Consider the following 14,501-nt stretch of genomic DNA (forward strand, 5'->3'; position numbering starts at 1 on the left):
TTGAAAGATTTTGAGGCAAAAATTTTAAATTTAAGGGAATTTATAGATAATCAGATGGATTCTATAGCAGGGAATCTGGTTTTTGATGCAATAAGTGATCTGGTCTACTATTCCCTATCTTCAAAGGGTAAAAGACTCCGACCTATCCTATTAATACTTGTTGGTTCCGGTTTTGGGGCTGAATTAACTGATCTTATTCATCCAGCGCTTGCAATTGAAATTCTTCACACATTTACTCTTATCCATGATGATATAATGGATAGTGATTACTATAGGAGGGGAAGGGAGACCGTCCATAAAAAATTTGGAATTAACTCTGCTATACTTGCTGGTGATGCTTTGATGTCGTTAGCATTTAGGGAACTTGCAAAAGCTCCAAGGAATGTCTCTGGTTTGCTTGTTGAGGAGTTAAGTAATGCGATGCTAGAGATATGCGATGGTCAGCAAATGGATATGGATTTTGAAAAAAGATATGATATTTCTAAAAGTGAATATTTGAGAATGATTGAAAAAAAGACTGGTAGGTTAATTGCCACTGCCTGTAAATTTGGGGGTATTTTGGCAGTACAGAACGCTGAAATACTACAGAAGCTTGAAGAGTTCGGAAGACTCGTTGGTGTTGCATTTCAGATACAGGATGATTTACTTGAGGTAATTTCTACAGAAGAAAAAATGGGGAAAAGTTTAAAAAGTGATCTTGAAAGTGGGAAAAAGACATTTTTAGTTGTCGATTATATGGAAAAGCTGAGCGAATCAGAAAGGGTTAATTTTTGTGAATATTTGATTACTAATTCTGATAACAAAACAGTTATTATTGATCTATTTTCAGACTCTGGTACTATTCAAAACGCTGTAAACTTAATACGTGAATATTTAGAAAAGGCTAAATTGGCTATCGGAAACTTTCCCATAAATCTTAAAAGTGACTTGATAGCATTTATTGATTATTTATCAAACCGTCAAAACTGAATGATAAGAAAGAAAGTAAAGATTTTGAACAAATACGGACTACATACAAGACCTGCTACTGCTCTTGTAAATGAAGCGAGCAAATATGATTCCGAGATATATATTATATATAATGGTGTTCGAACAAATGCAAAGAGTATTCTCGGAATATTGATACTGGCAATTGAACCTGGTGCTGAGGTAGTAATAGAAGCCGATGGTCCTGACGAGAAAGAAGCAATGGAGGGTATAATAAGATTAATTGGCAATAAATTTAATATGGAATAAGAGATGAAAAAGCTGAAAGGGCACAAAATATCTCCAGGGGTATCTATAGGTCCTGTTTATTATGTTGAAAGGACAAATTATCTTGTCCCAAGAACGTATATAAAAAATGATGAAATACCTCTGGAAATTTTAAAGTTTAGAAAAGCTATAGGTAAAGCTATAACTGAATTGACGGAGTTAAAGTCTCTGTTGAAGGGTAAACTAAGAGATGATCAGTTACAATTGATAGATTCTCAGCTAGTAGCTATGGCTGATGAGGAAATGATAAAGGAGGTTTTTAGGAGAATAAGAAAATCAAAAAAAAATATTGCTTGGGTTTATCATGAGATAATGACAGAATATGAAAACATGTTAAAGAATACCGGATCTTTGTATCAAAGTGAAAGAGTGATAGATATTAACGATATAAAAAGAAGAGTTCTACACCATTTAATATTTAATGAAAAGTATAATTTACCTAAGATACAAACTCCCTCTATTGTTATTTGTGAGAGGATGAGTCCCTCTGATTTAATACATTTGCATGATCAGGATATATTAGGGGTGATAACACGATATGGTGGATTTGATTCCCATACCGGGATTCTGGCGAGGGCATTAAATATACCTTATATTTCTGGGGTAGATATCGACAAAATAAACGAAAATAGTAATGTAATTCTTGATGCGGACAATGAACAGGTTATAATAGATCCTGACCCTATTTTGGAACACGAATATCAAGAACGGAGAAAAAAATTTATAACTAAGATAAAATATTTTAGAGTTGAAGGAGAGGAACATAAAACAAAAGATGGGAAACAGATAGATATTTATGTTAATGCAGGTTTTTTTGAGGAAGTAAAATTAATAAACATATCATCGGTCAAAGGAATAGGATTATTTAGGACTGAGTATATCTGCTTTGAGAAAAATGCAATACCTGATGAAGATGAGCAATTTGAGTTATACACAAAGGTTTTATTACATATGAAAGGGAAACCAGTGGCCTTCAGAGTATTCGATTTTGGAAGAGATAAAATACTTGATATTCTTGATATAACAGCTCTGAAAGGAATGGAAGTTTTGGAAGATGTTGGTGGTGTTCGTTTTATGCTTGAAAATCCTTCACTACTTGTAACGCAATTCCGAAGTTTTATAAGGGCATCAAAAAATGGAGAGATTAGGATACTCCTGCCTCTGGTTTCAAAGGTAGATGAAATAGATGCTTCAATAAAATTGTTTAGAAAAGTTATGAATGAGACTGATTGTAAGAGTCTTGGTTGTCGTACAGATATTCCTATTGGTGCTATGGTAGAGACAAAAACAGCTATTGAAAATTTGGAAGAAATTGCCAAAAGAGTTGATTTCATGAGTATAGGGACGAATGATCTTGCCGTATATTTGCTTGGGAAAGGAAGAGACGAGTATATGATAAAGAATCATTATCATCCCGAAATGTTTAGAGCCATAAAGAAAGTGGTAGAAGTAGGTAAAACTCATAAAAAACCTGTCTATGTCTGTGGTGAGATGGCTGCTGATCCAATTTCACTAATTGGGTTAATTGCTATTGGTATCGATTCAATTAGTATAAATTTAAGTGCTTTCAAAACAGTGGTAGACTTAATTTCCAGAATCAGCTTTAAGGAAGTAAGAAAGATGGAAAAATTAATTCTTTCTGAGACAAATATTCTATCTCTTTATAAAATATTAAAGGCTAAGTATGATGAAATAATGAGTAACTGAAAGGTGAAAGGGAGGTTGATATGAGTTTAAATCTAAGTGTTGATTTAGAAAACATGTATAGTATCCTTCAAAATTTCCCACAACAAATACGAGAAGCCATAGAAATAGGGAAAAGGCTACAACTTAATAAAAAGATTGATATTAATAATATTGTTTATTGTGGAATGGGGGGTTCCGCCATAAGCGGGGATTTCGTTAAAAATTATTTGCGAGGAGATTTGAAAATACCTATTGAAGTTGTGAGAAATTACACCTTGCCCGGTTATGTTGATGAGTATTCACTGGTAATTTTAGTTAGCTATTCAGGTAACACTGAAGAGACAATTTCCTGCTTTAATGAAGCGGTTGAGAAAAAGGCACGTGTTGTTTGCGTTTCAAGTGATGGAAAGATAAAAGATATGTATGATCAGCTAATAAGTCGAGAAGAGAGGATAGCTTTTATCGAAGTGCCGAAAGGATATCCACCAAGGACAGCCTTTGGTTACTTATTTGTGCCATTAGTATTTCTTTTAAATAAAATGGGTTATATTCCTGACAATTATACAAAAGAAATTGAGGACTCGATTGATTTTCTTGACGAATGTGCGGAAAGGTTTGATCTTGAAAATAGCCCAAATTACCCATATGAATTAGCTCTATCTCTGATGAATAGAATACCTATTATCTATGGAGTAGCTGATTCAACCGATGTAATAGCACGCAGATGGACAACCCAGTTTTCTGAAAATAGCAAGATACTTGCATATTATAATTCGCTCCCTGAAATGAATCACAATGAAATAGTCGGCTGGGAGAACCTTAAGGAACTATTAAAAAATTTCAATATAGTTTTCCTGAAGGATTCTGGAGATCATGATAGAATAAAATTAAGGCAAAATATCACAAAGAAGCTCCTTGTGGATAAAAATGATGAGTTATTACCGAATAAAGTAATTGAAGTGAATTCCAAAGGGAATACATTGCTTGAAAGATGGCTATATCTTGTTTATCTCGGAGATTTTATCTCATGGTATATTGCTATAATGTTTGAAACTGATCCAACACCTGTGCAAAAGATAGATATTTTGAAAAAATCTTTATCTCAATAAAATTAATACTTGACTGAAGCTGTCACATATTATATATTGCATATTGGTTGATATGGTTAGAGTAAGGATAGATAAGATAGTATTTTACCCTCCGAGTAAAGGATATGCAATTATCCTGAGGGAGATTTCCGGATTTAGACAATTACCTATAATTGTAGGGGTTTTCGAAGCACAGGCAATAGCTCTTTCTTTAGAAAAGGTTACAATGCCGAGACCTCTTAGTCATGATCTTTTCATCAACATTTTGAAATCTCTTGATGCGGAAATAAAAGAGGTGATTGTTACTGATCTGATCGAAGGGACATTTTATGCTAAGGTAATAATAGAAAGAATGTATGATGGAGCTATTTTTGAAATTGATTCGCGACCAAGCGATTCTATAGCTTTAGCGTTGAGAGCAAATGCTCCGATTTACGTTGAAGAAAAGGTAATGAGAGAGGCTGGACAGCTGGTAAGAAGGAAAAAATATGAGGATAACATACAAAATATGGAAGAGATTGAATCAGATGACAAATTGAGTAAAATATTTGAATTGCAGTTGAAGTTGCAAAAGGCGATAGATGAGGAAAATTATGAACTTGCTGCAAAAATCCGTGATGAAATAAATAAGCTGGAAAAGGAGTCGGAGAAAAATTAATCACTTAATTTTTTTATTTCTTTAAAAGCCATTTTTGCTGCATTTTCCTCAGCAAATTTCTTTGTCTTACCAGTTCCAGTTCCAATTTCCTTATTGTTAATATAGACCACAGATTTGAATGTCTTATCATGATCAGGACCTTTTGAGATGGTGCGAAATTTTACCTTTTTTATTCCTCTTTGGTGACATATTTCTATTAGCTTTCCCTTTATATTAAAGGAGTCTAATATATCATCCAGATCGATATTCTGGATAATTTTTTTGTTTATGAATTCTCTTACTTTTTTAAAACCACCATCAATATAAATTGCTCCAATTATTGCCTCTAATAAACTGTTGGAGAGATTGACAAGTGTGGACTCTTTTTCTAAATCAACATTGTGGTTTACCATCAGATAATTTATAAGGCTTAATTTTTTACAAATTATATAAAGATTGTATTTATTAACAATTGCAGATCTATACTTTGTTAATTCTCCCTCGGTTTTTGTCGGGAACCTTTTATAAATAAATTCTGTGATTATGAGTTGTAATACCGAATCACCAAGAAATTCTAATCTTTCGTATGATTCGTCTCTTCTGGAAGCAGCTGATTTATGGGTAATAGCCAATTTAAGAAGTTTTTTATTTTTAAAAACGTACCCCAGTTTTGCTTCTATTTCAAAACTGGGGTTTTTAAATATGTTTTTTAATATAGTCAACTTTTATTGGAATTTTTTTATAACTATTGAAGCATTATGACCACCGAAACCAAAGGAATTACTCAAACCAGCTTTTATTTCTCGTTCAACAAAATTATTAGGGGTATAATTTAAATCACATTCTGGATCGGGTTCTTCGTAGTTTATTGTAGGTGGTATTTTACCATATTTAATAACCAGTGTAAGAGTTATGGCTTCCACAGCACCAGCAGCACCTAGAAGATGACCAGTCATCGACTTTGTTGAGCTAATATTAATTTCTTTTGCCTGCTCTCCAAATAATTCTTTTATTGCTTTGGTTTCAATCTTATCATTCAGCTGAGTCGAGGTACCATGAGCATTGATGTACTGTATATCTGCTTTACTTACTCCACTGGATTCTATTGCCATTTCCATTGCTTCTTTCATACCTTTCCCTTCGGGATCTGGTGCTGTAATATGGTGGGCATCGGCAGTAAATCCAAAGCCTGATAGTTCTGCATATATTTTTGCGTTCCTAGCTACAGCATGATCCAGATCTTCAAGTATTAAAATTCCTGCTCCCTCACTCATAACGAAGCCATCACGATTCTTATCAAATGGTCGACTTGCTTTCTGCGGCTCATTGTTTCTAGTTGATAAAGCCTTCATATTGCAGAAACCGGAAAATGATAGAGGCGTTATGCTTGACTCCGCACCGCCTGTTACAATAACAGTGGCGTCACCATTTTTTATATGCTGATATGAAATCCCTATGGCATGGGCAGAAGAAGCGCAGGCGGAAGAAACGGAGTAATTTGGTCCCCTTAAACCATATCGTATAGAAATATAGCCAGGTAGCATATCTGGAATCATAGCCGGGATTAGAAATGGACTAACGAATCGTTTCCCCTTTTTTAGCATTATTTGATGTTGGGCTTCAAGTGTTCCGATACCACCGATCCCAGAGCCAGTTACGACACCAATTTTATAAGCTGGAATATCTTTAAAATCTATTTCTGCATCTTTGATAGCCTGGACTGCTGCAGCGAATCCGAACTGGGTGAATTTGTCAAGCTTTCTGGCTTCCTTTGGTTCGATGTACTCATCTGGATTAAAGTTTTTAACTTCGCCCGCTATTTTTGTAGGAATATCTATAGGATCAAAGGCTTTAACATAATCAATACCACTTTTCCCACTTAATAAGCTATTCCAGAATTCCTCAACACTATTCCCGACTGGAGTTATTACTCCGATTCCTGTTATAACAACTCTTTTACCCATAGTATTTTTTTCTTTTACTGCCCTACTTTTGTTTTTAGATATTCGATGACATCACCAACAGTTCTTAATTTTTCAGCTTCTTCATCCGGTATTTCAATTCCAAATTCTTCTTCCATTTTCATTATTAATTCAACCGTATCCAATGAATCTGCACCAAGATCATCGATGAAAGAAGCTTCAGGTGTAATTTTTTCTTTTTCTACACCGAGTTTTTCTGCTACAATGTCTTTAATTTTTTCTAAGTAATCCATTTTTACCTCCTTTTTTACATTACCATGCCACCATCAATATTAAGTACCTGTCCTGTAATGTATTCAGCTAGGGGACTTGCAAAGAATAGAACTGCATCGGCAACATTTTCAGGCTTACCTGCCTTTTTTAAAGGAATCTTATTTAAGTAATCATGCTTTATATTATCTGGTAATCCCGCTGTCATTTCGGTTTCTATAAATCCAGGAGCAATTACATTGACAGTGATATTTCTTGAAGCCAATTCTTTCGCAATGGATTTTGAAAATCCAATTACACCAGCTTTGCTCGCAGAATAGTTACATTGCCCAGCATTACCTGTGATACCTACTACAGAGCTAATATTAATGATCCTTCCAAATTTTTGCTTCACCATTATTTTACTTACAGCTTGTGTCACCAGAAAAGTTCCTTTCAAATTAGTATTTAGAACCTGATCCCACTGTTCTTCATTCATTCGAATGATCAAAGTATCCCGTGTGATACCAGCATTGTTGACAAGGATGTCTATCTTACCAAATTTTTCTAAAATTTTATCAACCATACTATTTACCTGATCAGGTTTTGTAACGTCGCAAGAGATTGAGATAAAATCGAATCCAAGTTTTTTAAATTCAGCAGAGGCGTTTTCCAAACTTTTTTCATCATAGTCTGATAGTACAACTTTTGAGCCGTGCTCAGCCAGCTTTCTTGCAGTTGTATAACCAATTCCCCTGCCTGAGCCTGTGATAAGACTTACGTAATCGTTTAGGTCTATTCTTCCCATTTGAAATTCTCCAGCTCCTCCCATGTCCCAACTCCTTTTACAATGACTTTTGGATTTATTCTTTTTACTAGTCCCTGAAGAACTTTACCTGGACCCACTTCAAGAAATCTTTTCGCACCATTTTCTACCATATTCTCAATGATAGTCGTCCATAGTACAGGTGATGTAAGTTGTTCTTTTAGCCTTTGTTTTATTTCATTCACATCTTGTGTTGGTAATCCAGTGGCATTCATATATATTGGAACTTCTGGTTTTTTAAATTCAATAGAATCTATTGTTTCTGATATTTTTTTGAAAGCGGGTTCCATCAAAGGGGAATGGAAAGCTCCTCCAACAGATAACTCTATAACCCTTTTTGCTCCGGCATTTTTAAGTGCAAGCATTGCATTCTGGATAGCTTTTTTATCACCTGAAATGACAAGTTGTACTGGTGAATTATAATTTGCAATGGTGCAGACGCCAGATAGTTTTGTCCCTGAAAGTACACTTTTTATCTTATTATAGGAAAGTCCTACGACAGCCGCCATTGTACCAGGTGTCTTTTCTGATGCAATTTGCATTTGCTCGGATCTAATTTTAACAAGTTCTAAACCTTCTTCAAAAGAGATACATCCAGCGGCAACTATTGCAGAATATTCCCCAAGGCTGTGGCCTGCAACCATATCTGGAACAATATTGCGATATTTTAATTCTTGAAATATTGCGACTGATAATACGAAAATAGCGGGCTGGGTTACCCTTGTTTCGGTTAGCTCTCGAAGTGAACCGTAGAAAGATATCTCTTTTAGAGAAAAATTAAATTTTTCTTCTGCACAGTCGTATAGTTTTTTTACAATTTTACTCTTATTATAAAAATCTATTCCCATTCCGACATATTGTGATGCCTGGCCTGGAAATATGAAGGCAATTTTACTCATTTATATTCCCCATTTTAATAACATACTTCCCCATGTAAATCCTCCACCGAAAGCCGATAACAGTACTAAATTACCCTTTTTCAATCTACCCTGTTCAAAAGCGTCTACAAGACCAATTGGAATGGTTGCAGCTGAGGTGTTAGCATATTCGTGTATATTTATAAGAACCTGCTCTTTTTTTAGTTTCAGCTTATTAGCACATGCATCTATTATTCTTTTGTTTGCCTGATGTGGTATGAAAAGAGCAATGTCCTCTCCTGATAGGGAATTTCTCTCTAAGATTTCCTGAGATACATCAGCCATACGACTGACAGCAAATTTAAATACTGTTTTACCATCTTGGTAAATGTAGTGCATTCTTTTTTTGATAGTCTCATTTGAAGCAGGATGTTTGCTCCCACCAGCTAAAATATGGAGGTAGTCCTTTCCGTTTCCATCCATTTTAAGTATGGAATCAATTACCCCAGTATCTTCATTATTTTCAGTAGGTTCAACTAAAACCACAGCGGCTCCATCTCCAAAAAGTACGCAGGTATTTCTGTCTTGATAATCGGTTATCCTACTAAGGGTTTCTGCCGCCGCTACAAGTATTTTTTTATGGGTTCCATTTTCGATAAACTGACGGGCAATTTCCATTGCATAGAGAAATCCTGAACATGCAGCAGATATATCAAATCCCCAGGCATTGGTTGCACCTATTTTATTCTGTGTGAGTGCTGCTGTAGATGGGAAAAACATATCAGGGGTAATTGTTGCTACTATAATTAATTCTATTTCTTCAGGATTAATTTTGAAGTTTTTTTTCATGTTCTCAAAAGCATAAGCAATCATATCACTTGTTGCTTTGTCATCTTCTAGAATATGCCTTTTTTCAATACCTGTTCTAGTTTTTATCCATTCGTCAGATGTATCAACCATTTTTTCAAGTTCGGCGTTTGTAAGTATTTTTTCAGGTATAAATTTTCCTAATGCAGTTATTTTTGCCCTCCGCTTATTCATCTGATTCCATCCCCGTTAGTTGGTTTTATAAAGTTTTAATAATAAACTTACCCTTTATTTAGTTTTATTTCTCTTTGACGGTTAAAATAGGTTTTCCATTATAGTATCCACAGTTTGGACAGACTCTGTGTGGTAGCTTTGGTTCCTTACAGTTTGGACAAGCCACTGTTGTAACAGGTTCAGCTTTCCAATGGGTTCTTCTTTTATCTCTTCTTGATTTTGATGTTTTTCTTTTTGGTTGTGCCAATTTTACCTCCTTACTGTTTGGAAAATAACTTGCTCAATACATCCCATCTTGGGTCAATTGGACTTTCGATGCATTTGCATTCTTCATAATTTAAATTCACAAAACAACCAGGGCATATACCTTTACAATCAGGATGACACAGTTTTTTCATTGGGATACTAAGTAAAAGAGAGTCTTTTATATCCTGTGTTATATCGAGATTGTTTTCAAAAGGTGAAATTATTTTAATCTCATCTGCCATATCATACTTTTTATTGGGTGATATTTTAAATATTACAATGAATTCCGGATCAATTTTATATTTGAAATGTTCTAAACATCTATCACATACAAGATCAAGTTCTGTATGTAATGTGCCATGTATATTTATCTGGGACTTGAATTTTTCAATTTTTAAAGTGATGCTTACAGGATAAATAAATTCCTCTTCAATAATATCAATTTCAGATATATTAACGGGCATTGTTATTTCTTGGTATCCCTCTTTTAATGAGTTAAGTCTAATTATCATAACCTATTACCAAAAAGTCATACTAATTTAGATTTACACATTGGTATAATCAAGTAAATTTCATAAGAAAAGGCACCTGTTAATTAAGGTGCCCAATTTCAAACATATTTTATTTATAATTTTGGATTAATGTCAACTATCTTTCGGAATTCCGACTATCGGATTTTCCTTCTTCGGATTCTTCCGTTTCTTTGATTTCTTCTTTTTCTTCTTTCTTTTCTTCCTCTATTCCCTCTTCTTCTTCTTCTTCTATCTCATCTTCGTCTTTTCTTTCAATCAGATTCTCATCATCTTTTTTCTTTCTTAATATTATATAAATCAATGTTTGTCCTACCGTAAAATTCGTAAATAGATAGGATATGACTGTGCCAGCTATTATCAGAAGGAATATTGCTACTATAGTTGTAGTTATAGCTTCAGTTGTACTTAGTACCGGAGATGAAGAAAAACCTAAGGAAGAAGGTGTATATACATTGAAGAATTTTGAGATACTGGGTGTTAAAGGTGAATGAGTACCATATATGTAGGAAGTTGCTGTTTCAATTATTCTACTTAGCTTACCACCCATCAACCAGCTTTGTCCAAAAACAAAATTTATTAATCTATAACCCAGTATTAATGCCCATCCATATACAAAAGTAGCAACGGCCGATAATGCCCCCACAATTGCTTCATAAATAACTAGTCTCCATGGTTGAGACCATAAGGTGGAATAACTCTGGAATACAGTTTCCATAGTATCTTCTTCAGCAGTAGCCACAACTGAAGGTGATATAAGCATGGAAACAATAAAAACCACTGCTGTATAGACAACAAATACCGAAACAATAAAATATAAGAGGTATGGTATTCCAAAGAAAATAATATCAAGCACTGGCCATTTTGCTATCCATGCCGCAATTATTGCGAGAACAATGAAAAACGCAATTATTAAAATTATTGAAACAGGTCCCATAATTGGGGCTATCCAGTGTTTTTTAACGAATTTGAAACTGTCTCCGGAGGAATAGAATTCATCTCCTTTAAGTTGCTTGTAAGTGATTCTTGATACTGCTGTCTGTGCAAGTAAAAAGATTAACCCCCAGATGATGATGCCTATGATGTAAATAACCCAAGAATACCATGTTATTGTCATAGAGCTGTTAAATAAACATGGGAATAGGTAATGAGTAGTCCAGATTTCAGATAAAGGTTGTCCGCTTAATAATAAAGCCAGGTAAGAGGAAATAAAATATACAATGTAACCAATGAATAACCCAAGAAGGTTAACCCAGATCTTTTTACCACTTAGCGCTAATCTTGGAGTTCTGAAAACATCTCTAACATCAAAGTATAACTTAATCATTTTACACCTCCATTATTCACTGTAATCCTTTCTCATAAAGTCTATCCATAGATCTTTACAACCTAAAAGATTCTGCAGTTGTTTTAGTGATTGTTTTGCTTCGCTATATGTGCTAAAAGAGCCTGTTCTGACTCTATACCATATTCCACCAAGTTCTGGAATATATGCCTTCTGAATGTAAGCATCAATACCATTTTTCTTTACTTCGTCAAGAGCCTTCTTAGCACCGTTGTATGTTTTCCATGAGGATAACTGTATTGTGTATTTTCCAGAGACAATGGGAATTCCCTTTGCAACAATTCTTTCTTTTTTTTCTGGTGCTGGCTTTTCTTCGTATATTACTTTTGCAGCTGGAGCTTCTTCAACTTCTTCCTCTACCATTGGTAATTCTTCTTCTGGTATAGCAGGTTCAGCAGTAACTGTTTCCGGTGCTTCCTCGGTTGGTGTCGCTTCAATTACCTGACAGATGAAAGTATCTTTCTTTTTTTCTTTCCCTGTTGGATCGTAAATAATATTTTCAACGACATATTCACCTGGAGCGTCAGGGACAAAGTAAATATTGAAATTTCTGCTTGTCGGTTGAAAAGATAAGACATCAAGGTTGCTATCTTCTGGCTTTGATACAAACGACCATTTAAAGGTACATCCTACTGTATCTGAAGGAGAACTAATCTTTGCAGCGAGGTGAATTGGTTCACCAACATATCCTGGTATTACCTCTTTTTTAGCACAGCTAATGATTAACAAAAAACTTACAATTAAAAAAATGATCGTCATTAAGCCAATTAATTTTTTCATATTTCCCCCTGAATATTTTTCATACCATAATTTCAATCAGGGGAAAGAAAAAAGCAATCTCTTTATTTGCATTTTCTACTGAATCTGACCCATGAGCAAAATTTTTTCTTACATCCAGACCATATTTTTTTCTTAAGGTGCCCTCTTCAGCCTCATTAGGATCAGTAGCTCCAATTATTTTTCTAAATTCTTCAACGGCATTTTCTTTTTTTAGGACCATTACGATTACAGGTCCAGAAGTCATATATCTTATCAAATCTGGGAAGAAAGATTTTCCTTTATGAACTGAATAAAAATCTTCTGCTTGCTGTTTAGTTAATTTAACCATCTTTATTGCTTTTATTTCAAATCCTTTTTTTAAGATAAAGTCAATAGCTTCACCTGTAAGTTTTCTCTCTATGCAATCAGGTTTTAAAATCGATAAAGTGTAATTCATAAAGAACTCCTTTATTTAAATATAGTATAAGCTGATTTATCTTACAAAAATCTTTTTTTACTTTTTATTTAAGAAATCTTTTATAACCGTTTTTAAATCTGGATATCCAATTTCTTGTATATCATAATATACCCTTACCATGGGTTTATTTATTTTGATAATTTTTGAGAGATCTATCGGTGTTCCGGTAATTACTAATTCCGCAGGTATCTGATTGATTGTCTTCTCTAAATCCTCGATTTGCTTCCCGCTGTAGCCCATAGCTGGGATAATATTACCAGTATTTGGATATTTTTGAAATGTCTCTTTTATTTTCCCAGATAACCATGGTCTGGGGTCAATAATCTCTTTTGCACCATATTTTTCGGCAGCTATTTTTCCAGCACCATAACTCATTTCTCCATGGGTTAGAGTTGGTCCATCTTCAACAACAATGACGTTTTTTCCTTTTATCTTCTTATATTCATTTACTATTATAGGTGAAGCAGCTTCTATAACAATCGCGTCTGGATTATATTTGCTAATATTGTCCCTCACAACTTGAATATCCATAGGATTAGCAGTATCTATTTTGTTTATGATTATGACATCAGAAGCAATAAAGTTTATTTCACCTGGAAAATATTTTACTTCATGATTTGCCCTGTGAGGATCTACGATGGTTATGTAGAGATCAGGTTTATAAAATGGGATATCATTATTTCCCCCATCCCAGAGTATAATATCTGTTTCTCTTTCAGCTTCCCTTAGGATCAGTTCATAATCTACCCCAGCATATACAGTATTGCCGTTTAAAATATGGTGTTCATACTCTTCTATTTCTTCGATAGTGCAATTGTATTTTTTAAAATCCTCTACTGAGTTAAATTTTTGTAATATTTGCTTCTTTAAATCTCCATATGGCATTGGATGACGAATTATTGCTATTTTGTACCCCATTTCTTTAAGTATTGAGGCAACTTTTCTAGTAGTTTGACTTTTCCCGCAACCTGTTCTAACAGCGCATATTGCAATTACCGGTTTTGATGATTTCAGCATTGTTGAATTGGAACCAAGTAATTTGAAGTTCGCACCAGCTTTTATTACAAGAGATGCCTTGTGCATTATATACTCGTGTGAAACATCGCTGTAGGAAAAGACAACTTCATCTATATTGTATTTACTTATCAAAAATTCAAGGTTTTTTTCACCATAGATTGGAATACCATCTTGATACAGATTACCTGCTAATTCTTTTGGGTATTTTCTACCAGCTATATTAGGTATCTGGGTAGCAGTAAATGCTACCACATTATAATTGGGATTATTTCTAAAGCATACGTTAAAATTATGAAAATCTCTCCCTGCAGCTCCCATTATTAGTATGTTTTTCCTCCTCATTTTTTCACCTACTTTTATATAATTTTAAATCAGATGGTTAGTTACAAGATTACTGATCCACCTGCCGGACAAGTACATTAGTTAAATCTTAGATTAATTAAATTTTTCCAATCAAAATACTAAATAATTTAATTAAATATTTTGTGTAATTCAATGATAGGTTCGTATGAATTTGTCTGATTCAGGGACATGGTATACACTTTGAGAAGGCATTTTGCAATAAT

At 34.1% G+C, this 14,501-nt stretch carries 17 protein-coding genes; 5 read left to right on the plus strand and 12 right to left on the minus strand.

Going from position 1 to position 14,501, the window contains the following annotated elements:
• From H0Z29_05280 to H0Z29_05300, 5 genes are read left to right on the plus strand one after another with little or no spacing between them, the layout of a single operon-like run.
• Entirely contained in the window at window positions 1-969 is a 969-nt protein-coding gene (locus tag H0Z29_05280; GenBank protein MBO8130915.1) for a polyprenyl synthetase family protein, read from the plus strand.
• Window positions 970-1,236 (plus strand): HPr family phosphocarrier protein, encoded by a 267-nt coding sequence (locus H0Z29_05285; GenBank protein ID MBO8130916.1) that lies wholly within the window; start codon window positions 970-972, stop codon window positions 1,234-1,236.
• Between the two features lie 3 nt (window positions 1,237-1,239).
• Window positions 1,240-2,961, plus strand: coding sequence for a phosphoenolpyruvate--protein phosphotransferase (ptsP, locus tag H0Z29_05290; protein ID MBO8130917.1), 1,722 nt, complete (start codon window positions 1,240-1,242; stop codon window positions 2,959-2,961).
• Window positions 2,962-2,981: 20 nt separating this feature from the next.
• Entirely contained in the window at window positions 2,982-4,049 is a 1,068-nt protein-coding gene (locus tag H0Z29_05295) for a bifunctional phosphoglucose/phosphomannose isomerase (GenBank protein ID MBO8130918.1), read from the plus strand.
• Window positions 4,050-4,101: 52 nt separating this feature from the next.
• Window positions 4,102-4,686 (plus strand): bifunctional nuclease family protein, encoded by a 585-nt coding sequence (locus H0Z29_05300; protein ID MBO8130919.1) that lies wholly within the window; start codon window positions 4,102-4,104, stop codon window positions 4,684-4,686.
• On the opposite strand, the gene rnc is transcribed toward H0Z29_05300, so the two are convergent.
• The 12 genes from rnc to H0Z29_05360 all read right to left on the minus strand — a co-directional run bounded on the left by rnc (window position 4,683) and on the right by H0Z29_05360 (window position 14,277).
• The gene (rnc, locus tag H0Z29_05305; GenBank protein MBO8130920.1) at window positions 4,683-5,387 is read right to left on the minus strand and encodes a ribonuclease III; all 705 of its coding nucleotides are present in this window, start codon (window positions 5,385-5,387) and stop codon (window positions 4,683-4,685) included. The genes H0Z29_05300 and rnc overlap by 4 nt on opposite strands.
• Window positions 5,388-5,390: 3 nt before the next feature.
• Window positions 5,391-6,629 (minus strand): beta-ketoacyl-ACP synthase II, encoded by a 1,239-nt coding sequence (fabF, locus tag H0Z29_05310; protein ID MBO8130921.1) that lies wholly within the window; start codon window positions 6,627-6,629, stop codon window positions 5,391-5,393.
• 14 nt (window positions 6,630-6,643) lie between these two features.
• Window positions 6,644-6,880 (minus strand): acyl carrier protein, encoded by a 237-nt coding sequence (locus tag H0Z29_05315; protein MBO8130922.1) that lies wholly within the window; start codon window positions 6,878-6,880, stop codon window positions 6,644-6,646.
• 14 nt (window positions 6,881-6,894) lie between these two features.
• Window positions 6,895-7,644: a 3-oxoacyl-[acyl-carrier-protein] reductase gene (fabG, locus tag H0Z29_05320; protein MBO8130923.1), complete on the minus strand. Its 750-nt coding sequence runs from the start codon at window positions 7,642-7,644 to the stop codon at window positions 6,895-6,897.
• Entirely contained in the window at window positions 7,632-8,561 is a 930-nt protein-coding gene (gene fabD, locus H0Z29_05325) for an ACP S-malonyltransferase (GenBank protein ID MBO8130924.1), read from the minus strand. The genes fabG and fabD overlap by 13 nt, the downstream gene beginning before the upstream one ends.
• Window positions 8,562-9,560 (minus strand): ketoacyl-ACP synthase III, encoded by a 999-nt coding sequence (locus tag H0Z29_05330; protein MBO8130925.1) that lies wholly within the window; start codon window positions 9,558-9,560, stop codon window positions 8,562-8,564.
• 64 nt (window positions 9,561-9,624) lie between these two features.
• Window positions 9,625-9,807 (minus strand): 50S ribosomal protein L32, encoded by a 183-nt coding sequence (rpmF, locus tag H0Z29_05335; protein MBO8130926.1) that lies wholly within the window; start codon window positions 9,805-9,807, stop codon window positions 9,625-9,627.
• Between the two features lie 10 nt (window positions 9,808-9,817).
• On the minus strand, window positions 9,818-10,318 hold the full coding sequence (locus H0Z29_05340; GenBank protein MBO8130927.1) for a DUF177 domain-containing protein: 501 nt from the start codon (window positions 10,316-10,318) through the stop codon (window positions 9,818-9,820).
• Between the two features lie 136 nt (window positions 10,319-10,454).
• A complete protein-coding gene (locus tag H0Z29_05345; protein ID MBO8130928.1) occupies window positions 10,455-11,663 on the minus strand; it encodes a hypothetical protein in 1,209 nt (402 codons plus the stop codon).
• A 12-nt stretch (window positions 11,664-11,675) separates the two neighbouring features.
• Window positions 11,676-12,461 (minus strand): SPOR domain-containing protein, encoded by a 786-nt coding sequence (locus H0Z29_05350; GenBank protein ID MBO8130929.1) that lies wholly within the window; start codon window positions 12,459-12,461, stop codon window positions 11,676-11,678.
• 19 nt (window positions 12,462-12,480) lie between these two features.
• Window positions 12,481-12,897, minus strand: a complete 417-nt coding sequence (gene ndk / locus H0Z29_05355) for a nucleoside-diphosphate kinase (GenBank protein MBO8130930.1) — start codon at window positions 12,895-12,897, stop codon at window positions 12,481-12,483.
• Window positions 12,898-12,954: 57 nt separating this feature from the next.
• Window positions 12,955-14,277 (minus strand): GTPase, encoded by a 1,323-nt coding sequence (locus H0Z29_05360; GenBank protein ID MBO8130931.1) that lies wholly within the window; start codon window positions 14,275-14,277, stop codon window positions 12,955-12,957.
• Window positions 14,278-14,501 lie beyond the last annotated feature (224 nt).

It is taken from the genome of Candidatus Neomarinimicrobiota bacterium (genome assembly GCA_017656425.1).
Taxonomy (GTDB): Bacteria; Fidelibacterota; UBA2242; order UBA2242; family B5-G15; genus JACDNV01.